This window comes from Bacillus sp. JAS24-2 (assembly GCF_008274905.1).
GTDB classification, from domain to species: Bacteria; Bacillota; Bacilli; order Bacillales; family Bacillaceae_G; genus Bacillus_A; species Bacillus_A cereus.
In genome coordinates this window covers 1,862,276-1,882,638 of the sequence record NZ_CP031068.1, presented here as the reverse complement: position 1 = coordinate 1,882,638, position 20,363 = coordinate 1,862,276, and the positions used below count along the sequence as shown (strand labels likewise).

Here is a 20,363-nt window from a genome sequence, read left to right as displayed (position 1 = left end):
TTGTGATTCACAATCTTATAAATGAATGCTTAATTTTACTTTTACTCTTCATAGATTTAAAGATACCAGTCTTACATTCAAGTATTACCACCATTATTTTTAGACAATTCATACAAAAATAGAGAAATATAATATTTTTAATGAATTTTCACTATAAATGTAAGTATGCTTTCAATCTTTTTATCTTTATCCTCATAACACATCATCTGTTATATAATGAATTTATGGAATTTACAGAAAAAGGAGTCTTTTCATGTTACAACAACTATTCAATTCACCTATTCTATCCGTTCAAGCCTTGCACCCAGGTTATGAAGATCATGCAAGTGATGTTTTTCTCGTTCAAACAGAAGATACAGAAGTTATCGTTCGTGCTTCTAAAATGAATGAAGAACCAAATAATGATTTTTGGTGGGGATGTAAAAATCTATTTGGAATTGATCCAAGGAACGTCCATCATTTAGAAACTGTACATACATTGCTGCAAGAACATACGAATCTTCCTATCCCAACAATATTAGAAAAACATGTTTTAAATAGCCGTGAATTTGTGGTGGTCGAAAAGTTAGTAGGTAACACAGTTCAATCTTTTATCGAGCAACCAGATTCTATTTTATTCAGCCTAGGAAAAGGACTTGCAGAAATACATAAATTTAAAGCCGATTTCATAGGAAATCCGTCAGGCACGTTCCAAGTTCCACTAGATGAATTCCAATCACATATTTTAAACGTGAGTAAAGAGCTTGCGAATATGTTTTATTCCAATGATGAAAGCATAAAAAATGCATTCCCTACCTTTGAATCACAACTTTCTTCCCTGTCCGTACCAAAGGAATCTACACTCGTCTTAATTGATATGGATCCTACTCAATTTTTATCTGACGGTACAACTATTACGGGTTTAGTAGATAGTGAAGCTTACGCTGTTGCTCCGCGAGAACTTGATTTTATCGGACTAGAATATGTACTTACCGAAAAAGAAGCACATGCCTTTAAAAGTGGTTACGAAACAATTATGTCTATTCCTCAATTAGAAGAATATAGACAGCCTTATCGTTATTTATACCGACTGTTATCTGTGCAAGGTAATGTGGAATTAAAGAAATGGTTAAGTCACCCATCCTATTTTTAAATACAAATGAGAGGGAGTATACAATGGATATTCAGAAAAAGCGTTATGTAACAGAAAGTGAAATACAGCAAATGAAGGATTTGGCTTATATTTGTGGGCAACAAGACAATCTTGATTACTCTTCAGATTTACATATCAACTTTTTAAAAAATCGAAATGAAGATTATATAAACGATTTTCTTCTTTATAACGGTACTCAATTAATTGGCGCTTTAAATATGTATGATTTCGAAAGACCAACAAAGCTTGAACTAATAGGCTTTGTACATCCTCATTTTAGAAAACAACGTTTCGGAACTATCCTTTTACAAACTGCAATGAAAGAAATACAAAATAGAGAGACAGATGAAGCTCTTCTTATTATTAATGGGGATTCTATTTCTGGGAATGAATTTGTAAAACATATGAAGTTACCATATTTATATAGTGAATATAGTATGGAGTTCAAAACAAACGAAATTCAAAAAACAACAGATAATAATATACAGCTTACTCTTGCACCTTCAGAATCACTTCTTGATCTTATTGAAATTTCTAGTAAAGCTTTTGGTGATTCAGTAGAAAATACGGCTACATGGTTACAAAAAATGATGAATTCATCTTCCCATCAAGTTTACAGTGCCCTTATTGCTGGAAAAGTGATAGGAACAATTACAGTTTCTAAACAAGAGCAATCTACTACACTATCAGGATTCGCCGTTCATCCTTCTTATCAAGGTAAAGGATACGGAAAAGATATTCTTTGTAATATAGTACATACTCTTATTACAGAAGGAGTTTCAACAATTGAGTTAGACGTCGAAACGAAAAATATCCACGCTTTAAAACTATATACACAATGTGGTTTTGAAATTAACACGAGGCATGACTATTATAATTTAATTAATTTTTAGGTGAATACATATGTTAAAAAAACAATTTATTCTAATTATGATATTTTAGCAGACATCTATAATAAACATTGGGGACATTTTGTTGAATACTCCTATCCAGCCTCGTTTTACAAGATGCTCTTCCCTACTCTCGTATATTAGATCTTTGTTGCGGGACTGGTCATCTCTGCCGGTGATAGTTTAATTTAGTTGAACTAAAAAGTGTGTTTCGCAAAGTTTACTCCGTATTACATAACGAGGGTATATTCGCATTTGATATGAATAAAAAAACTGAATCGAAATGATTCAGTTTTTTCTTAATATATTTACAACTGCAGTTGTTTCGTCATTTTCTTTATAGACACGCGGAATTCTTCTATCTAGCATACATGTAACTTCATAGTTTATTGTACCTAACATATCCGCTATTTCTTCTACTGCGATATTTTCTTCACCTTGTTTACCGTAGAATACTACTTCGTCTCCTACTTGTACTGGCATCGCTTTTGAAACATCCAACATTAACTGATCCATACAAACACGGCCAATAACAGGTACTCGAACCCCATTAATTAACGCATAGCCTTTATTAGATAATTGACGATTATAACCATCAGCATAACCAATTGGTACAGTCGCAATCCATTCTTCACCAGTTGTTACATACGTATTCCCATAACTTACACCACGATTCTTCTTCGCATGTTTAATATGAGCTACTTTTGATTTTAACGACAACGCAGGCTGTAAAGAAACGACTGAATGATCCACTTCTTTTGATGGATACATACCGTACACTCCTATTCCAACGCGTACCATATTTTGAAATGTGTTACTTAATTCCATTGATCCCGCACTATTTGAACTATGAATATATGGTATTTGAATTCCTAATTCTTTCGCTGTATTAACAGCTTTTTCAAATAAACTTGTTTGCATATTCGTATATGATTTATCGATTTCATCTGCCGTAGAGTAATGCGTAAACATCCCTACTACCTCTACATACTCCATACGGTTTAATTCTTCTAAAAATGGTTTAACTTCTTCTTCTTGTAAACCGATACGACTCATTCCTGTATCAATTTTCACTTGAATTTGTACTTTCTTTTGAAGACGGTTTGCAATTTCATTTATACCATGTAAATCTTCTACTCTATAAACAGTCATCATAACGTCATATTGAATTACATCTTCTACAGCCGCTACTGGTGTGTATCCTAAAATTAAAATTGGTACAGTAATTCCTGCTTCTCTTAATTCTATTGCTTCATCTACAAATGCAACTGCAAGTTGATGTATTCCCGCTTCAATTGCAGCTTTGGCAACTTCAACTGCCCCATGGCCATACCCATTCGCTTTTACAGCAGCCATCATCTTAATTTCTTCATCATTTACATGTTTTTTAAATTCTTTTACATTATGTTTTACAGCATTTAAGTCAATTTCTACAATTGTATCTCTTCCATATTTCAAACTCATTGGTCTAACTCCTAACTCAATAATTGCATTCCATTCTATTTCACGTTTCATATGACCTTTTACAATATAATACTTTTCATTATGCTAGTCAAACTACTAGAATTTTCGGAATTTTGAGTATGATATAATATCCTCAAGAAACTATTATATACGGAGACGAGGAGAATTACAATGTTTGTTCAATCTGCATTGCATCAACTAAAAGTTGCTATTGATACTTCTATTTATATGCTTAACCAATATAGTGAAAACGATTTAAAAATACAACCGATTCACTCAAAACGATCATTATTTGAAATGTGTGCACATCTTTCTCTTATTTGTCATGCTGATTTACTCATTTTAAATGGTATTTCAGAAAAAGAATTACATACCTTTTATATAGAACATACGCCCGTAACAGTTGCTCACATGCAACAAACGATGATTGAAGGATACAACCTTCTCTCTAAAACATTTCTTTCCTACTCCCAAATAGAATTAGCAGAAGTTATGACTGCCTATTGGGGGATTTCTTATTCGCGCTTTGAATGGTTACTTGAAATCGTTGCACACTTTTATCATCATCGTGGACAAATTCATATTTTATTATGCGAGCATATGAAAGATCCTCGCATTCCTTTATTTGAGTGATTTTCCACTCATTCATTAATTATAAATAGAGAAGCTACAAAACCAATAAAAAGTATCATTCCTAATAAAATAAATGTTTGAGCATAACCTCCTATTTTCATAAGATAAATAGAAATGATAGGTCCTATACTAGTACCTAAAAATAAAATAAAAGTATATTCCCCTTGCTTTCCCTCCTAATTGACCTACAAGAGAAACTAAAGACGGAACGGATATAGCAATACCTATTACAAAACAGACACTCATCATTACAAGTAGAGATAGATCCGAAACAAAGCCCATTGAACTTAGACTAAAAATAGCAATCAACAATCCTCCTTGAAGAACCTTTCTTACTTCAAACCTCTTTGTTAAACGACCTGCAAGTGGTGACAGCAACATACCAAACAGCCCTGCTAAGCGAAAATAAAGGATTTGTTCTGCAGTTAAATTGTAAGTAGGAGAGCTCAAATAATTCCCTAAAACAGTATACATATTAACAAAAGCCATTATTAAAACAGGATTTTTCACACTGACTAACTATTAGTTTTAAATAATTCGCAACTTCTTTAAGGCATAAGAAATTCCGCCTTCACTCGCCTTCGTTGTAACGAAATCAGCCCATCTCTTCAACTCCTCTCCACCATTTCCCATCGCAACTCCTAATCCTACATACTGCAACATCTCAATATCATTTCCACCATCGCCAAAAGCAATGGCTTCTAATTTACTAATGTTTAAATGTTCCAATACTTTTTGAATTGCAGTTAGCTTCGATACTTTACTATCTTCCAATACATTTATAACGTAACCATGAAAACGCTCAAACGTAAGTGCTGGATATCTTTCAATGAATTTTTGAGCTTCTGTATCATCAGCATACAGACATATGCAATACATCTCATCTGATAAGTTTCTAACTTTGTCAGGATACCGCTCTAAATTTAAAGTTTCATTTAACGCTCGCATGACACGTTCATCTTTGGAAGCAATATTATTCATTGCAAATTCTTCTGTAAAGTAAGAAACACTGTGACCATGTAATTCAGCAAAATTTGAAATATCATGAACGATTTCGCTTGAAAGTACTGATTTATGTATAACTTCTTCCCCACATTTTATATGTGCACCATTTGCTGAAATAAACGTATTTATACCTAGTTCCTTAAATTGTGAGCATAAACTATACGGTCTTCCAGTTGTAACAACTACGTGAATTCCTTTATCTATTAACCTTCGTATCGCTTCTTTTGTACTTTCGTGCATGCTTCTATCAATCTCACTTAATAACGTACCGTCAACATCGAAAAATACAACTTTGTACATAAGTCTTTACATCCCGTCCAAATGATTCGTATCATTAATGAAATGCACCGTTTTTTGTTCACCCTCAATTTCAATTAAACTTATTCCCGTATCTCCCATTTTGAAATAGTAGTCCATTGAAATTGGCATTTTGAAAAATGCACGTAATAGACTATTAATTACGCCTCCATGGGCAACAATTGCAATTCGATCATATGTATTCTCTATCATAATTTTAGAAAAGATTCCTTCTATTCTCATTCGAAACTCAATAAATGATTCTCCGTTTTCAAAACGGTCATGAAGAAACTTTGGCTCTGGATATTTCTTTGCTTCTTCAAATGATAAGCCTGCTTGCACTCCATTATTAAACTCCATTAATTCCTCTTCTAATTGAATTGGACAACCAATTGCTTCTGCTAATATTTCACCCGTTTCACGAGCGCGTTTTAATGTGCTTGCCCAAATGAAATCTGGCGCAAAATCTTTTTTCACTTTCTGTACAAGTCTTTGTACTTGTTGTCTCCCTTTGTCAGTTAACTCAAAATCAGCTCGACCTTCATGCACATGTAAAATATCAGCTTCTGATTCTCCGTGGCGTATTAGTAGTATTTGCATGTTTCTCTCTCCCTTTATTTAACATTCATAAAATTCCATTATATCACTTTTTAAGATTCCAAAATAAAAAAGGAACGGTCTCCCGTCCCTCATCCATTCACTTTTTCCGCATCATTCCAATAATATTTACTAAACGCTTCTGTTAACACATCAATTGTGTTATATAATTCATCTAACGTATTATCAACACCACCAACTTCAATTAACATCGCATTTTTCGATAAATCTTGGTTATAAACACCATTTCCATCTTTTTTATACTTTGGAAAAATCCCTCTACTTAATCCGTAGTAGTTTTCATCTAAATAACTATTGATGGCTCTTGCAATTTTTTCATTTTCAGCACGGCCTTCATTTTCCATCCCAATTATAAAATATAATCTTGCATACGATTTTCCGTTAATTACTTTTGTTGTTACTTTCTTACGCTGATCGTCACGGTGTATATCAATTGGAAACGCAATTTTATTATTTTGTGCTAATACTTCTTTTACATATTCATGAGACGCTTTATATGATTGCGGCCATTTCCATTTTTTACTCGCTAATAAATCACCCATATTCGTTTTATCGTGAACTACCGGAATTCCTTGTCCTTCAAGTTGCTCTTTCATACGTTTCCCTAGTAAGGACACATTTACATCTGGACTTGATGGATCCGTAGCCCCTGGTAATAATGGAAAGAAGGATTCCCAGCTATGTGTATGATAAATATATACTGCACTTTCACCTTTTTTCGCTCCGTTCTTTTTCTGAACCGGATTATTCTTTTCCGCTTCTGTAACTTTATCTTTTGCTACTTCCCTTTCTTTCGTTACTTCTTCAATCGGTACACTAGATTCATTTGGGATATTCGTCAAGTTTGTCCCTTCCCCAGCTACGATAATATTAGAATAATACTTTGACATACCAGGTACTTCTTTACCGACGAATGTTCTTAAATCTTTAATTTTCAAATCTGTCGCAATAGAGAACATTAAATTCCCAACTGACTCTCTTTTATTCTGCTTAAAATAATCAAATCCGTAATAGCGATTCTCACTTTCTATCATTTGAACAAAACCTTGCATCGATACTTTTCCAAACCATTGATTTGCATAATTCGATTTCATTGTATGTAAAAATGACGTCAAAATCGACGCTATCATAATTACTATTAGCCCATATAAAAGGAGTAACGAAATCAGTTTCTTCCCATGTATTCGAGTTGCATACTTTTTCACTGCATCACCTTCTTTATACATGGATATGTACAAGCTTTTTGGAATATACGCAAAAAAAAGAGAAATGGTATCCCATTTCTCTTCCTCACTTTTATTGTTCTTTTCCTGTATCATTTGAAGGTAGTTTCTTCGCTTGTTTTTCTTTAAATATTTCTCCAATTGCCCCCAGAGTACCAAGTGTTTCAATTGCATTAGACGGAATAAAGACTTTATTTGCTGGTCCTTTTGCAACTTCAGCTAATGATTCAAATGATTTGTAAGCAAGTATACGCTCATCCAAATTCGCTTCACGAAGCAATTCAATACGATTTTGTTCTGCTTTTGCAATTTCTTCAATTGCTCGTGCTTCCCCTTGTGCTTCTAATTCTTTTGCTTCTTTTATACCTTCAGCTTCGCGAATACGCGCTTCTTTATCCCCTTCAGCCATCAAGATTTTACTTTGCTTTTCCCCTTCAGCGCGAAGGACTTTATCTTGTTTTGCTGCTTCAGCTTCTAAAATAATCGCACGTTTATTACGCTCAGCCTTCATTTGTTTTTCCATTGATGCTTGCACATCTTTTGGCGGGTTAATATCAACAACTTCGACACGTTCAATACGTACGCCCCATTTTTCTGTTGCTTCATCAAGCGCTAAACGGATTTCTGTTGAAATTTTTTCACGACCAGATAACGTTTCATCCAGTTCCATTTTACCGATGATTTGACGCATCGTTGCTGAAGTAATATTACGAACACCATATTCATAGTTTGAAATACCATATGTCGCAAGTTCTGGTTCAACAATTTGATAGAAAATAATAGTATCAATTTCTACTTGAACATTATCTTTCGTAATTACCTTTTGCGGTGGTACATTCGTTTGTTGAATACGTAAGTCATGATATACACGAACACGATCTACAATTGGTATTAAAATATTTAACCCTGGGTGCATGATACGTTGAAACTTACCAAATCTTTCAACAACCCCAACTTTTTGCTGAGGAATAATTTTAATTGTTAATGCGATAAATGTAACTACAATTAGTGCGAATATAATCGTTAACGTTAATGCTACCATATTTATTCACTCTCCTTTTTCACTTGTAATATAGTACTATGCCTCTTTATAACAACGACTTTTTCTCCAGCATCAATTGAAGAATCTGCAATAGCTGTCCAAGTATCTCCATCCACCTTCACAATACCATTCGCTTCATTTGTAATCGCTTGCATAACAATCCCTTTTTTACCAACAAGCATATCTACTGTATCAGTAAAACCTTTTGCTTCTCGAAAATTTTTTGAAATTCTTTTCGTAAAGAATGTCAAAGTTAAACTTACAATTGCACCAACAGTAACTTGTAACAGTAGTGCATCAGGAGCAAACAAAGCAATAAGACCTCCGACAACAGCTCCAATTCCAAGCCAAAGCATGTAAAATGTAATCGACAACATTTCTGCGATAAATAAAATACCAGCTATTATAAACCAAATTACCCAAGCAGCCATATGCAACCCTCACTTTCTTTCTCATTTTCTATATGTATATGAAGAAAAGAATGGTTTATCCGCCCTTTCTTACACTTGGGCGTTTGCTACAAGCTATTGTACATACTCACTGTTACAATGATCATTAATATAATACTATATCGATATATTCTTCATTATACATGAAAATCCCTTTCAAAAAGTGACAAAAAATTAAATTCTTTAAAAATTTTAATTTTTAAATTACAATTATTCTAATTACTAAATACTATTTTTTATAGAGGTGATAATCTTATTGAGAAACCTGTCACTAATCTACTATTTAGGTTCCAAAATATGCATTACTCTCGCTGACATCGTATATGTAATGATTATTACAACTCATATTTATATAGCAACTAAATCAGCTACTATTACTGCTCTTTTTCCATTATTACAAGTTATCACAAATCTAATTGCTAACATCTCTGCACCACTTATAATAAATCGTTTTCCATCTTATACGCTGTTATATACGCTCCAATGGCTGAAAACAGTCTTTTTACTATTATTAATGATTTTGTTCCCGGTCTTATCCACAAACATTATAGCTCTATTAACTTTTATTTTTGTCATTTCATTATGTAGTGGGTGGAGTGCTCCGTTATTATACGGTATTCTCCCGCGCCTTACACCGAAAGAAAAATTAGTAAAAGTAAATAGTATCTTTTCCTTTTCAACACAAATTGTGCAAGCCGTTGCTTATTCATTTACGAGTATTGTCGTTCTTCTCATTGGCGCTACTTCTACACTCATGATTAATAACATTTTAATGATTTTCGGATGCATTGCATTACATTTTTCATTACGTTCCATACATACTGAAAGAATAGCAGATTCTCCCTCTTCCAAAAGTACTGTTTTATTGGAAGGTTGGAAACTCCTATTTCAAAATCCTTCTCTCCGTACCGTTACATATATGGACTTAATCGAAACTTTCGCAGGGACAATATGGATTGGTGCTATTACGATGGCATACGTTACGACTATCCTTCATAAGGGCGAAGAATGGTGGGGATATATTAATACAAGTTATTATGTTGGCACGTTAATCGGTGGTCTATTAGCCTGGAAAATGAGTTCCTATATTCAAAACAATTTAATACGATCTATGTCGATTGGCTCTCTTATGTTTAGTATTCTTACATTTTTATACGGTATGACAAGTAGCGGATTTATTGCGCTTTTTCTATGTGTTCTAATGGGACCATGTTATCAAATTAGAGATATTTCCCAAACGACTGTTTTACAATCAAGTGTCGCCCCTGCTTTATTATCCAAAATGTATACAGCACATGGTGCACTTCTTTCAACAGCCTCTGGACTATCTATGCTTAGCATTGGCATTATCACTGATATGTTCGGTGTTCGTACAATTTATATCATCGCTTCTATTCTTATTTTATGTTCCGCTTGTTTATCTTTTAGTTTATTAAAATATCATAAGACAGAGCAGAACGATATTTCACTTTAATCACTAAAACAAAGAGGACAGGGATTCCTGTCCTCTTTGTTTATTCTATTCATGATAAGTTAGGGATTTTTCTATGCTTTGTCGCTTGTTCAAAAGCATAAGCTAGCTTAATTAATATCCCTTCACTAAAGGCAGTACTTGCAATCGTAATTCCAAAAGGTCTCCCGCTTTCCATATACCCTGCTGGTATTGCTATAGACGGATAACCCGCTTTCGCACATATAGTAGAACCTATATAGGAAGGAAACAGTATCGCATCAAGATTATATTTTTCCAATGCAAAATCAATGCCTTGTTCTTGAGAAAAATATATATCTTCTAATCTCGCATTTAAATATTCTGGATTTCGTAACGTATTTGGAAAGTCTTTTCTTCCCTCTAACTTGGTTTGTCCATATTTTAAAGCTCTTTCTGCTATGTTTTTATTAAACTCCATTAACTCCGAAATAGAATGTACCGGAATAGTAGAAGGTAATTTAGAAAGATAGTTATCTAAACTATGCTTCAGTTCATAAAGCGGAACTCCCCAACTCCATTTCCTATGAAAAGAAGGAATATCAATATTTTCTACTACTGTCGCTCCTTCATTACGTAATACTTGGATCGTTTCCTTAAACAAGATTTCATCATACTCACCATTTTCGTAATAATCTTTTGGTGCAGCGTTAAACACACCAATCTTCGCTCCATTTAAGCCATTAACATCAAGATATTTTGTATAATCATGCTCTGCCCTACCTTCACTTCTATGAGTAGCAACATCTTTCTCATCTACCCCAATTAAACTCCCTAGCAAAATAGAAGCATCGGTTACCGTTCTAGCAAATGGTCCAGCTGTATCTTGCGAATAAGTAAATGGAATAATTCCTCTACGACTAATTAAACCGACAGTCGGTTTAATACCTACTACAGAATTTTGAACAGCGGGGCTCAAAATAGAAGCATCGGTTTCTGTTCCAACAGATACTACTGTAAAGTTAGCAGCAACTGCTATTGCAGATCCTGTACTAGATCCGCCAACAAACATAGGATCCTTGCCCGTTCCGTATGGATTGATTGTTTGACCACCTCTTGCACTATATCCAGCCCACATTTCAAAAGACATTGCATTTGCTAATTCTGTCATATTTGTTTTTCCTATTATCACCGCTCCTGCTTCTCGCAGTTGAGTAACGAGAAATGCATCTTCACTGCTTATATTTTGTTCTAGAGCTATTGTACCTGCACTTGTATGCATGGAGTCATTCGTTTCAATATTATCCTTAAGCAAAACAGGTATTCCATGTAATGGACCCCTTATACCTTTTGTCTTTCTTTCATAATCTAACGCTTCTGCAATAAAAATTGCATCTGGATTGATTTCTAAAATTGAATTGATTTTCGGTCCGTTTTGATCATACTTTGCGATTCTATAAAGATAATACATCACTAGCTCTTTTGAAGTTAACTTTCCTGATTCCATTTCATTTTGAATATCTTGAATTGTTAATTCCTTTTTTAAGATTGGATTAAACTGAATTTCCATTTATATTCTCCCTTATATGAACTTTTTTAGCGTATACCCCTTACTTTTTCATTTTTTTCACCTCAACACATCCTAAATTAATATTCCTTTAAAGAAATTCACTTTCCTTATTTAAACACCTTTAATTTCCCGAAAAATAAAAAAAGTCTGAAACGGATTAAACTTCGCTTCAGACTCTTACATTACTGTGCGTATACTTCATCTAACAAATGTAAAAACTCACCTTGTTTCCCAGCTAATTCAGGGCATTTTGCAATATCAACCCATTCGTAGCAAAATACTAATCCTTTATCTTCCTCACCAGCACTTACAATATGTTCCCAAGTATCCTTTACATCTGTTAGTAAAGTTACATGAAAAAAGTGGCGTTTTTCATATTCCTGTTTTTCTTTCATATGTATGATGTAATCTGCTAAAAAACGTTCTATGCATAAATGACGCAATCCGGATTCTTCCTGTACTTCACGCAATATAGCCGCTTCTAACGTTTCACCTTCATTAACCGTTCCTCCTGGCACTTGAATACCAGCTTCATGTATATCACGATGTTTAAAAACAAGTAATTGCATAACCCCCTCTTTTTCTCTTGTAATATATGCATGTACTTTTTTCTTATATAACATCGTCATTATACGTCTCTCCCCTCAATCATTTACTCTGTTACTTCTTCAAGCGTCAGTTGATTATCATACAAATATGTAGCTTGTGGATTTCCCACATACCTTACGTGCCATGGTTCATACCGATAACCCGTAATCGTTTCTTTCGCTTTTGTGTATCGAACAACAAAACCAAATTTATGGGCATTTTCAGAAAGCCACTGACCTTCTTTCGTTTCCCCAAAAACCGTCTCTAACTGAAATTTAGCAGATTGAGACGTAATATCCATAGCTAGTCCAGTTTGATGCTCACTTGTGCCAGGAACCGCGCTAGACATTGCTGTTTTTGCTTCCCCGTCTTGTTTTTTATACATCGTATTTAATGCTTTTTGTCGATCAAAAGATCTAAATCCAGAAACTGCAAAAAGAAAAATACGCTCGTTGTCAGCCTGCTGAAACATATCCTCAAGCGCCCTCGCTGCCTCTTTTCTCATCTTTTTCTTTTCTTGATCACCTTCACTAGAGTAGCGCACTTTCGGAATAACTAAATCTGGCGGTCTATACCCATCTGGTAAACGCCTACTTTTATTTACAAGTACAAGCATTGAATTCGGATTATTAATTACCGCAATATCCCCATCCATATTAGCAATCGTTTCTTTCGCTTTCGGAAATATGCTATTTACACTTACTTCCCGCGCCTGCTTATCCTTATACATTTTATAATTGATTCCTGCTACTCCAATAATAATTATTGCAGCTACAATACCAAGTAGTGCCCATCTTTTTTTCATATAACGACCTCTTATTTTAATAATTTGGCCATTTCATACTCATCGATGCCCTTTCCATCGATAATAAGAGCAGCTTTTTTGACACCTTCTTTCTCAAATCCAGCTTTTTTATATAGTGCCTGAGCTCTTGTATTGTGGGCCATTACTGTTAATTCTAAACGCCATACATCATGTAATTTTGCCCACTTCTCAACCTCTTTAAACAATCTCGTCCCAATACCTCGCCCGCTATACTCTTGCAAAATACCAATTACAATGCTTGCCACATGCCTCTTTCTTTGAATGTTATTTCCATTCACTAATATAAAACCTACTATTCTCTCATCTTCAACTGCTACAAATATTGTTGCATATTCATTTTCCATAAATCGATGGATCATTTTTTCTTGTTGCTCAGCTGTAGTTTTCCTTTCTCCTGGTTCATATAGCATAAACTTCGTTTCTTCATCTAATTGCTTACTTAATTGCAAAAATGATGCTGCATCTTCTATTTCGATTTCCCTAATCACTTCAATCACCCTACCAGTTTCATAATAAAAAGTTTTCCTTATAAAAAGATTTTCTCTACTTTCCCGAAAATTCCTTTGTAAATCTCCTACTATAAATTGACAAATTTCGATATTACTATAACAACGACAAATTATGTCTATTCTGTGACGTCTCACCATTACAAAGAAAAAACGCAAGCATTACACTTACGTTTTTTCAAGATTGAAGTGCGCTAATAATTATCGATAGATGTCCTGGCTAATTCACGTTTCACTTTATCCATTCACTTTTTCTGCCTGCCAAAAATATTCACCAAATGCTTTAGCAAGTGCATCAATTGATCGATTCAATTCTTCCTCTGTATTATCTACACCGCCAACTTCAATTAATATTGCTTGTCCTGATAGGTCTTGATTATAGATTCCATTTCCTGTCTGGAACCCTTTTTGAATGACCCCACGACTCACTCCTGGATATTTCTTATTAATCGCCTCATGTAAAGCTGTCGCTAATTGTAAGTTTTTTTCATAGTTTTTATTTCCTTTCCCTACTACAAATGCAAGCTTTGCATATGACTTATCTCCAATTGTTTTTGTCGTTACATTCTTTCGGGCACTATCACGATGCAAATCAAAAAAGTATTGAAGATCTTTATTTCCAGCCATAGCTTGCTGCACAATTTCTCGTGACATTTTATACGAACTATTACTGTTTAAACCTTTACTTATTAACTTTTGACCAACATCACTCTTATCGTTAGTAGCTCCAATCCCTTCACCTTCTAGTTGTTCACGGAAACGATCTCCTAATATAGAAATATTCGATACAGAACTCGTTGCTTTATTCGGATTCGGGTCATTCGTTAAGTTAAGTAAAGGTAAATAAGATTCCCAGCTATGTGTATGATAAATAAACGCAACTTGTCTCTTCCCAGTCGTTTGGGACGGCTGTTTTTTCTCTTTACTCGTATCTTGTTTAGGTACTTGTCCAGTTCCACTAGTCCGTTCCTTCACCACTTCTTCAAGAGGAACACTCGACTCTATCGGTAAGTTAGAATAATTTGTACCCTCACCCGCAATAACAATTTCTGTATCGTACTTACCAAACCCCGGGAGCTCTTTCCCGACGAAACTGCGTACATCATTAAAGCGAATATTTGTAGCCATAGAAAAGAGAAAAGAAGAAATTGAAAAATCTTGATTCAAATTTCGATACTCCTGTGTAAAATAATGATTCTCTTTTCCAAGTACATACATGTAACCATTCATCGATAACTCATTTAACCAATTATATAAATACGTTGACTTTGTCTCTTTCATAGAGGTTACCATCATACTAATAAGAAAAAAAGTCGCTAGCATTGTAGTAATAACAAATAAAACTAACTTACGCATACTTGTAAACTTCATAAAAAAAAAGCCCCGATTCATACTATCACCTCTCTATTTCAAGTTATGTACAAGCCCTAGAGAATAGACCGTTAAAATTTCGGCTATATTGTTAATGAGGTGAAATGAATTGAAGCTATTAATAGGAATATTACCAATCGCTCTATCATTCATTTTTTATTTGTCCGCTAAGCAACCAAAAATCGCTATTGTGCTACATATTTCTGCGTACTTGGCACTGTATGTACTCGGTATAATTATTTCCATTAATATATACGATGTTTTAATACAAGATTTAGTTTTCATGACGAGCATTCATGGAATTTTACTGAATCCATTTTTCCTTATTGCAGGAGCGTATATAGGAACATACACTTTGTACCTACTTTTGTCTCACATTATTATGAAAATAAAAAATGGAGCGTAATGAAATGCAACCACCATTTATCTGTCATACATGCAAAAAAAGAATTGTGAGAAAGAAAGACCTTATTACAGCCACATGGTACTTCCGCTTTTATTTATTTCACAGTGATTGTTTTAAACGACAGCAAGTGTTTATCTCACGATTTCTCCCTGTGAATACACTTTTCAATTTCTTTCTTATTATATTTGGACTTATTTTTGGCAGTATTCTTATGATTACAGAACCATCTATTATTTGGCTGACTTTCTTTTTTCCCATTTTTTATCGGTTTCTTTCTTATTATTATGTTGAACGTTTTTTCTCTACAGAACGCGTAGACTGACCTCTCGGAATACTTAAACATTCCCACTCATTTTCTTTTAACATCTTCCCAATGTAAATAATCTGACCAATATGCAATGCATAATGAGCAATTTGCCTTTCAATTGCTTGCATGACAGTATGTGCTTCACCGCGAATGTATACCGTCTTCAATAAGTGTTCCGGCGTTAAAGTATTCATCGTATTAAAAACATATTTCCATCCTTCTTGCCAAGCTATAAGGGTTTCTTCTTTTGAGTGATAGCATCCTTCAAATTCACCATCTCGATTACGATCTGTTTTTTCACCATCAGACGTTAAAAAATCCGTCCATCTAGAACGCATATTACCGTGCAGATGCTTAATAATAATCGCTATACTATTTGTTTCTTCATGAGAAGACCATTGTATTTGTTCATATGATAATTGAGAAAGTGCCCGTTCCCCTTGTTTCTTTGTTGCTTTAAAGTTCGAAATCGCACATTGCAAATATTCTCGTCCGATATCCATATTAGCCCCTACCTTCACCCTAGCTAATTTTTGTTCCATTTGGCAATTCCATATTAGGCTGAAGTAACACAACATCATCAGCTTCAGGAACACCACCAAGCACAAGTACTTCTGATTTGAATCCAGCTACACGCTTTGGTGGAAAGTTTACAACAGCAACGATTTGTTGACCGATTAAATCTTCTGGACTATACCTTTTCGTAATTTGAGCACTTGACTGCTTTATCCCGATTTCTCCAAAATCTATTGCTAGTTTAATCGCTGGTACTCTCGCTTCTTTAAATTCCTCTGCATGTATTACAGTTCCAATTCTCAAATCCAAATTTAAAAAATCTTCAAAATTAGCCATTTATCATTCCCCCCACTTATTACTTAGACAAAATACAAAAATCCCCTTCAAAAAAAAGAAAGGTGCCTAAGCACCTTTCTTTTGTAATTCACTTGATTCATTTGATTTATAGAAGAAGAAACCGAGAATCCCGCCAATACATGATGGAATTAACCATCCGATTCCTTCGTTATATAACGGTAACATTTGTAGTACATTAGAAATCGCGTCAATTTTAATTTTCGCACTTTCTAAACCGTTAAAGAAACTAATTAACAATGCACCTAAAATAGCTCCAATATAAATTGTATTACGCTTCCCAATCCACTTATGGAAATACGAAAGTACAATTAATACGATTGCAACTGGATAAATGATCATTAACACAGGTAATGTTACTGCGATTAATTGTGTTAAACCTAGGTTAGATACAATTAAACTAAATACACATACCATTGTTACAATCGTTTTATGCGAAAGTTTTGGGAATAAGTTTGTAAAGAAACCCGCACACGCAGATGTTAACCCAACAGAAGTTGTTAAACAAGCGAGTATAATAACAAGCCCTAATAAAATTTTACCACTCGTCCCATATAGCTCATTTACAACATTCGTTAAAATAAGACCACCGTTTTCTGAGATACCAAGTGATGTACTTGTTGAACCAAGATAAGCAAGTGATAAATAAATTAACGTTAAACCAAGTACAGCAATAATACCTGATACTACTGTTATTTTTGCAATTTGACTACTCTCTTTTATCCCTTTAGAGCGGATAACTTGTACAACGACAATTCCGAATACGAGCGCGCTAATTGCATCCATCGTTAAATATCCTTGAATAAATCCACCAAAGAAAGCATTTTCTTTGTAAGCAGCTAACGGCGCAGCTGGCTCTCCAATTGGATCAATAATTGCCTTTCCGACAATAACAGCGACAATTAATACTAATAATGGTGTAAGAAACTTTCCGAACCAATCCACTAATTTAGATGGATTTAATGATAAATACCACGTTATTCCGAAGAAAACTATCGTGAAAAGAAATAGCATGTACCACTCTGAAACCATTGCCTCTGATAAAAACGGCTTCATACCCATTTCAAACGAAACAGCTCCAGTACGAGGAATCGCGAAAAATGGTCCAATTGCTAAATAACTAATCAATGGGAAAATAAACGCAAATATAGGGTGGACTCTAGAAGATAACGCTTTCAAGTCCCCCTCTACAAACGCGACAGCTGTTACAGCTAGTAGGGGTAATCCGACTCCCGTTACAAGGAATCCTATTGTAGCAATCCAAACATTCTCTCCTGCTTGTTGACCTAAAACTGGCGGAAAAATTAAATTTCCTGCTCCTAAAAATAATGCAAATAGCATTAAACCAATTGCTACCGTATCACCTGGCCTTAAACGTCCCTTCATGCTCTTCATTTGCATAGCACTTTTTCATTGTTTATCTCTATATTTTACAATATGCTATGCATCCTCCTCTCTGCTCAAGATGATAAAATATGCCCCTTACAAAGCAGTGTCTTTCTCCATAATTTCTCCATTCCCCTTATTTTTACTCTAATCATTAATATAATTATTATTTTAATTTTTGATTTTTTTGAATTTTTAAATCATTAGAGTGTTATTACGTGGAGTGTAGATGTCAGACCTCTTTGTTTTTATCACACATATAGTAACATATTTAGTTGCAAAATAAAAACATATTTTCAAATTGATTTTTTTGAAAATCGAAATTATCTACATTTTTTATTCTCTTACACAAATATTGTTATAATCTCACCTATTATTCGATCGTTATTTTCAAATAACTTTATACACGTAACATACAAAAGCCATCTAATATAATTTAGATGGCTTTTGTATGTTACTCTATCGTTTCAACTTCACGTGGATTTTTCATCTCTTCCACATACACAACTCTAAATCCGTGATCTTCTAAATCTTTCAATAATGTCTCTAATTCACCGTCGTTAAACTCTTCTCCTAATGTAAACATAATTCTACGAACTAATAAGGCATCATTATCAAAAGTCATCAAACTTTGAATACCAGTGTATTTCTTTAAAACTGTCGATAACTTTTGGATTGCTCCATTATAGTCTTGCGTTCCAATCATGACAGAGTATTTACTAGAGTGAACACCCCATGCATCCTCTAATAACTCAAAAACTTTTTTATGCGTTAAAATTCCAAGGAAAACCCCTTTTTCATCAACTACTGATAAATAAGGCAATTTTTTTATTGTAAAAAATACTTTAAAGAAAGATGAATCTTCTCTCACAAATCCTTCTTTATCGTTTAATAATTGTATTACACTCTCATCAAGTGATCCTTTATATTCTAAAATATCTACTTTATATATATTCCCTAAAAATTTCTCTTTTTTTTCATCTAAAACTGGTACACAACGATACCCCGTTTTATTTAAATGCTCTAACGCTTCCCCTATCGTAATCGAACTTGAGCACAGTAAAACTTCCCTTTTCGGCACGTAATTCCCTTTAATCCTCATAAAAAGCCTCCTTATGTTAAAATACTTTCTGTGCCATAACTATATTATATTTTCAGAAAAAAATAAATAATTTATTTTTATTTTTCTGAAAATTATCCATTTTCTTGTCATAATTTATTCATGAATCCTTCACTTGCATATTTTTGCTATCAAATCTTCTCTCTGAATTACTGAATGAAAAATATATTGTAACTTCTTTCAAAAAAAGCTAAAATAAGAATAAGAATTTTCTGAATATTCTAAGAGTAGGTGGTTATATGTCCTTATTACGCTCACATATATGTAAATTTATAATTGGCATTATTGTTATTTTTGCCATAAGTCCTATTCCAGCTCTTTTTATTACACACAATTATTCTTATCAAAATGGATTTATTAGCATTTTTCAAAACTTCGCACAGCTTTCTTCTATATCAATTCCAAAGGTTGATTGGATGCATGAATCTATCTTTTTCTCAGCAAACCAAATGATACATACTTCTAATCATTCAACACCATTATTCCCTTACATATGGGAAATATATTTTATATCGATTGTTCGTTTTACTTTTACCCTTGCGATCGGATTTTTCATAAGTTTGGGTATCGGCCATTTATTTTTCAAAGTACCTAACTCGTTTAAAAAGTTTACTACTGTATTGAAATGGATTCCTTACTCTTTTTGCACTGTAGTATTACAATGTTCAGTCTTATTACTACTTCTATACATCGCACAATTTATAAACCTTCCTTACTACTCATCATTTATCATCGTATGTAGTACTTCCATGATTATCGTTATGCAAGCAGTAAAAAAATGGATTCCTTTCTTAAAAAACACAAATGAATATGAAATAAAACATGATTCTTTTCTTGTGGATACATTGTTTTTGGCGCTTACTTCGAATCATAAATCAATTTTAGGTTCCATTATTCTTTCATTCGTTTTTATGGAATGCGTTTTTCATGCAAATGGACTGTTACAATTTATCGTTCAATTTGGCGGAAATTCACCCATAATTGTTACAATCGGCTTATTACTACTCTATATCCCATATAGCATACTTTCTTTCCTTCAAACACTATGGACCACAAACTACTCCAAGCAACAGTCATACACTTTAACGAGAAGTGTTCCAAAACCTTAATTTAAAATAACCCTCTATAATCTAAAAGTAGGGGGTTATTCCTTTTGTATAGCGGACAAAATAACAGCAAATTCAAAAACTATTACAGAAACATACCAATATTTACCCTTTTCCTTTGACTA

The 20,363-nt window shown here is 33.8% G+C and carries 22 protein-coding genes and 2 pseudogenes; 8 read left to right on the top strand and 16 right to left on the bottom strand.

Features of this window, described 5'->3' with window-relative positions; all coding sequences use genetic code 11:
- The first annotated feature begins 253 nt into the window (after positions 1-253).
- From DN407_RS09880 to DN407_RS09870, 3 genes and pseudogenes are all read left to right on the top strand, one after another.
- Entirely contained in the window at positions 254-1,132 is an 879-nt protein-coding gene (locus tag DN407_RS09880; protein ID WP_087967974.1) for a nitrate reductase, read from the top strand.
- Positions 1,133-1,155: 23 nt separating this feature from the next.
- The gene (locus tag DN407_RS09875) at positions 1,156-2,025 is read left to right on the top strand and encodes a GNAT family N-acetyltransferase (RefSeq protein WP_000354431.1); all 870 of its coding nucleotides are present in this window, start codon (positions 1,156-1,158) and stop codon (positions 2,023-2,025) included.
- Positions 2,026-2,288: pseudogene (locus DN407_RS09870) on the top strand (class I SAM-dependent methyltransferase); the annotation flags it as partial. It abuts the gene before it with no gap.
- A gap of 22 nt (positions 2,289-2,310) precedes the next feature.
- On the opposite strand, the gene alr reads toward DN407_RS09870, so the two are convergent.
- Positions 2,311-3,486 (bottom strand): alanine racemase, encoded by a 1,176-nt coding sequence (gene alr / locus DN407_RS09865; protein WP_021727885.1) that lies wholly within the window; start codon positions 3,484-3,486, stop codon positions 2,311-2,313.
- Positions 3,487-3,657: 171 nt separating this feature from the next.
- On the opposite strand from alr, the gene DN407_RS09860 reads away from it, so the two are divergent.
- Positions 3,658-4,119, top strand: coding sequence for a DinB family protein (locus DN407_RS09860; RefSeq protein WP_000498002.1), 462 nt, complete (start codon positions 3,658-3,660; stop codon positions 4,117-4,119).
- 8 nt (positions 4,120-4,127) lie between these two features.
- Here the strand turns inward: DN407_RS09860 and DN407_RS09855 are convergent.
- The 6 genes and pseudogenes from DN407_RS09855 to DN407_RS09830 form a co-directional block, all read right to left on the bottom strand.
- Positions 4,128-4,617: pseudogene (locus tag DN407_RS09855) on the bottom strand (MFS transporter); the annotation flags it as partial.
- Positions 4,618-4,647: 30 nt separating this feature from the next.
- Complete coding sequence (locus tag DN407_RS09850) at positions 4,648-5,424, bottom strand: Cof-type HAD-IIB family hydrolase (RefSeq protein ID WP_098507717.1); 777 nt, start codon at positions 5,422-5,424, stop codon at positions 4,648-4,650.
- Positions 5,425-5,430: 6 nt separating this feature from the next.
- On the bottom strand, positions 5,431-6,021 hold the full coding sequence (locus DN407_RS09845; protein WP_001166433.1) for a histidine phosphatase family protein: 591 nt from the start codon (positions 6,019-6,021) through the stop codon (positions 5,431-5,433).
- Between the two features lie 89 nt (positions 6,022-6,110).
- Positions 6,111-7,358, bottom strand: coding sequence for a stage II sporulation protein P (gene spoIIP / locus DN407_RS09840; RefSeq protein WP_347402778.1), 1,248 nt, complete (start codon positions 7,356-7,358; stop codon positions 6,111-6,113).
- Positions 7,336-8,304 carry an SPFH domain-containing protein gene (locus DN407_RS09835; RefSeq protein ID WP_000226252.1) on the bottom strand — a complete coding sequence of 323 codons (969 nt, stop codon included), beginning with the start codon at positions 8,302-8,304 and terminating at the stop codon, positions 7,336-7,338. The genes spoIIP (DN407_RS09840) and DN407_RS09835 overlap by 23 nt, the downstream gene beginning before the upstream one ends.
- Positions 8,305-8,306: 2 nt before the next feature.
- Positions 8,307-8,735 carry an NfeD family protein gene (locus DN407_RS09830; protein WP_000741974.1) on the bottom strand — a complete coding sequence of 143 codons (429 nt, stop codon included), beginning with the start codon at positions 8,733-8,735 and terminating at the stop codon, positions 8,307-8,309.
- A gap of 274 nt (positions 8,736-9,009) precedes the next feature.
- On the opposite strand from DN407_RS09830, the gene DN407_RS09825 reads away from it, so the two are divergent.
- Positions 9,010-10,227, top strand: coding sequence for an MFS transporter (locus DN407_RS09825; RefSeq protein ID WP_001245230.1), 1,218 nt, complete (start codon positions 9,010-9,012; stop codon positions 10,225-10,227).
- Positions 10,228-10,276: 49 nt separating this feature from the next.
- On the opposite strand, the gene DN407_RS09820 is transcribed toward DN407_RS09825, so the two are convergent.
- The 5 genes from DN407_RS09820 to spoIIP (DN407_RS09800) form a co-directional block, all read right to left on the bottom strand.
- On the bottom strand, positions 10,277-11,752 hold the full coding sequence (locus DN407_RS09820; RefSeq protein WP_000405402.1) for an amidase family protein: 1,476 nt from the start codon (positions 11,750-11,752) through the stop codon (positions 10,277-10,279).
- A 182-nt stretch (positions 11,753-11,934) separates the two neighbouring features.
- A complete protein-coding gene (locus DN407_RS09815) occupies positions 11,935-12,381 on the bottom strand; it encodes an NUDIX hydrolase (protein WP_000178289.1) in 447 nt (148 codons plus the stop codon).
- A gap of 23 nt (positions 12,382-12,404) precedes the next feature.
- Positions 12,405-13,145, bottom strand: a complete 741-nt coding sequence (locus DN407_RS09810; RefSeq protein ID WP_000747647.1) for a M15 family metallopeptidase — start codon at positions 13,143-13,145, stop codon at positions 12,405-12,407.
- Positions 13,146-13,156: 11 nt separating this feature from the next.
- A complete protein-coding gene (locus tag DN407_RS09805; RefSeq protein ID WP_000617574.1) occupies positions 13,157-13,654 on the bottom strand; it encodes a GNAT family N-acetyltransferase in 498 nt (165 codons plus the stop codon).
- A 255-nt stretch (positions 13,655-13,909) separates the two neighbouring features.
- The gene (spoIIP, locus tag DN407_RS09800; RefSeq protein ID WP_001079280.1) at positions 13,910-15,064 is read right to left on the bottom strand and encodes a stage II sporulation protein P; all 1,155 of its coding nucleotides are present in this window, start codon (positions 15,062-15,064) and stop codon (positions 13,910-13,912) included.
- An 88-nt stretch (positions 15,065-15,152) separates the two neighbouring features.
- Here spoIIP (DN407_RS09800) and DN407_RS09795 point away from each other — a divergent pair, with 88 nt between their 5' ends.
- Positions 15,153-15,449, top strand: coding sequence for a hypothetical protein (locus tag DN407_RS09795; protein WP_000770734.1), 297 nt, complete (start codon positions 15,153-15,155; stop codon positions 15,447-15,449).
- A gap of 4 nt (positions 15,450-15,453) precedes the next feature.
- Positions 15,454-15,771 carry a permease gene (locus DN407_RS09790; RefSeq protein WP_149216201.1) on the top strand — a complete coding sequence of 106 codons (318 nt, stop codon included), beginning with the start codon at positions 15,454-15,456 and terminating at the stop codon, positions 15,769-15,771.
- Here the strand turns inward: DN407_RS09790 and DN407_RS09785 are convergent.
- From DN407_RS09785 to cbpA, 4 genes are all read right to left on the bottom strand, one after another.
- Positions 15,732-16,298, bottom strand: coding sequence for a DUF1572 domain-containing protein (locus DN407_RS09785; RefSeq protein WP_000435829.1), 567 nt, complete (start codon positions 16,296-16,298; stop codon positions 15,732-15,734). The two genes, DN407_RS09790 and DN407_RS09785, sit on opposite strands and share 40 nt — an antisense overlap.
- Positions 16,279-16,608, bottom strand: a complete 330-nt coding sequence (gene csaA, locus DN407_RS09780; protein ID WP_001263015.1) for a chaperone CsaA — start codon at positions 16,606-16,608, stop codon at positions 16,279-16,281. Before csaA ends, DN407_RS09785 begins: the two co-directional genes overlap by 20 nt.
- A 66-nt stretch (positions 16,609-16,674) precedes the next feature.
- Positions 16,675-18,012 (bottom strand): branched-chain amino acid transport system II carrier protein BrnQ4, encoded by a 1,338-nt coding sequence (gene brnQ4, locus DN407_RS09775; RefSeq protein WP_011110049.1) that lies wholly within the window; start codon positions 18,010-18,012, stop codon positions 16,675-16,677.
- A 454-nt stretch (positions 18,013-18,466) separates the two neighbouring features.
- A complete protein-coding gene (cbpA, locus tag DN407_RS09770; RefSeq protein WP_001220526.1) occupies positions 18,467-19,114 on the bottom strand; it encodes a cyclic di-AMP binding protein CbpA in 648 nt (215 codons plus the stop codon).
- A gap of 257 nt (positions 19,115-19,371) precedes the next feature.
- Between cbpA and DN407_RS09765 the strand changes: the two genes are divergently transcribed.
- Positions 19,372-20,241: a hypothetical protein gene (locus tag DN407_RS09765; RefSeq protein ID WP_000055260.1), complete on the top strand. Its 870-nt coding sequence runs from the start codon at positions 19,372-19,374 to the stop codon at positions 20,239-20,241.
- The last annotated feature ends 122 nt before the right edge of the window (positions 20,242-20,363 follow it).

What these genes read in the sequence shown, in the direction of transcription:
- spoIIP (WP_001079280.1), bottom strand. Translation starts at nt 15,064, where the DNA reads ATGAATCGGGGCTTTTTTTTTATGAAGTTTACAAGTATGCGTAAGTTA.
- alr (WP_021727885.1), bottom strand. Translation starts at nt 3,486, where the DNA reads ATGAGTTTGAAATATGGAAGAGATACAATTGTAGAAATTGACTTAAAT.
- DN407_RS09820 (WP_000405402.1), bottom strand. Translation starts at nt 11,752, where the DNA reads ATGGAAATTCAGTTTAATCCAATCTTAAAAAAGGAATTAACAATTCAA.
- DN407_RS09845 (WP_001166433.1), bottom strand. Translation starts at nt 6,021, where the DNA reads ATGCAAATACTACTAATACGCCACGGAGAATCAGAAGCTGATATTTTA.
- cbpA (WP_001220526.1), bottom strand. Translation starts at nt 19,114, where the DNA reads ATGAGGATTAAAGGGAATTACGTGCCGAAAAGGGAAGTTTTACTGTGC.
- DN407_RS09810 (WP_000747647.1), bottom strand. Translation starts at nt 13,145, where the DNA reads ATGAAAAAAAGATGGGCACTACTTGGTATTGTAGCTGCAATAATTATT.
- DN407_RS09835 (WP_000226252.1), bottom strand. Translation starts at nt 8,304, where the DNA reads ATGGTAGCATTAACGTTAACGATTATATTCGCACTAATTGTAGTTACA.
- DN407_RS09875 (WP_000354431.1), top strand. Translation starts at nt 1,156, where the DNA reads ATGGATATTCAGAAAAAGCGTTATGTAACAGAAAGTGAAATACAGCAA.
- DN407_RS09765 (WP_000055260.1), top strand. Translation starts at nt 19,372, where the DNA reads ATGTCCTTATTACGCTCACATATATGTAAATTTATAATTGGCATTATT.
- spoIIP (WP_347402778.1), bottom strand. Translation starts at nt 7,358, where the DNA reads ATGATACAGGAAAAGAACAATAAAAGTGAGGAAGAGAAATGGGATACC.
- DN407_RS09880 (WP_087967974.1), top strand. Translation starts at nt 254, where the DNA reads ATGTTACAACAACTATTCAATTCACCTATTCTATCCGTTCAAGCCTTG.
- csaA (WP_001263015.1), bottom strand. Translation starts at nt 16,608, where the DNA reads ATGGCTAATTTTGAAGATTTTTTAAATTTGGATTTGAGAATTGGAACT.
- DN407_RS09860 (WP_000498002.1), top strand. Translation starts at nt 3,658, where the DNA reads ATGTTTGTTCAATCTGCATTGCATCAACTAAAAGTTGCTATTGATACT.
- DN407_RS09785 (WP_000435829.1), bottom strand. Translation starts at nt 16,298, where the DNA reads ATGGAACAAAAATTAGCTAGGGTGAAGGTAGGGGCTAATATGGATATC.
- brnQ4 (WP_011110049.1), bottom strand. Translation starts at nt 18,012, where the DNA reads ATGAAGGGACGTTTAAGGCCAGGTGATACGGTAGCAATTGGTTTAATG.
- DN407_RS09790 (WP_149216201.1), top strand. Translation starts at nt 15,454, where the DNA reads ATGCAACCACCATTTATCTGTCATACATGCAAAAAAAGAATTGTGAGA.
- DN407_RS09830 (WP_000741974.1), bottom strand. Translation starts at nt 8,735, where the DNA reads ATGGCTGCTTGGGTAATTTGGTTTATAATAGCTGGTATTTTATTTATC.
- DN407_RS09850 (WP_098507717.1), bottom strand. Translation starts at nt 5,424, where the DNA reads ATGTACAAAGTTGTATTTTTCGATGTTGACGGTACGTTATTAAGTGAG.
- DN407_RS09815 (WP_000178289.1), bottom strand. Translation starts at nt 12,381, where the DNA reads ATGACGATGTTATATAAGAAAAAAGTACATGCATATATTACAAGAGAA.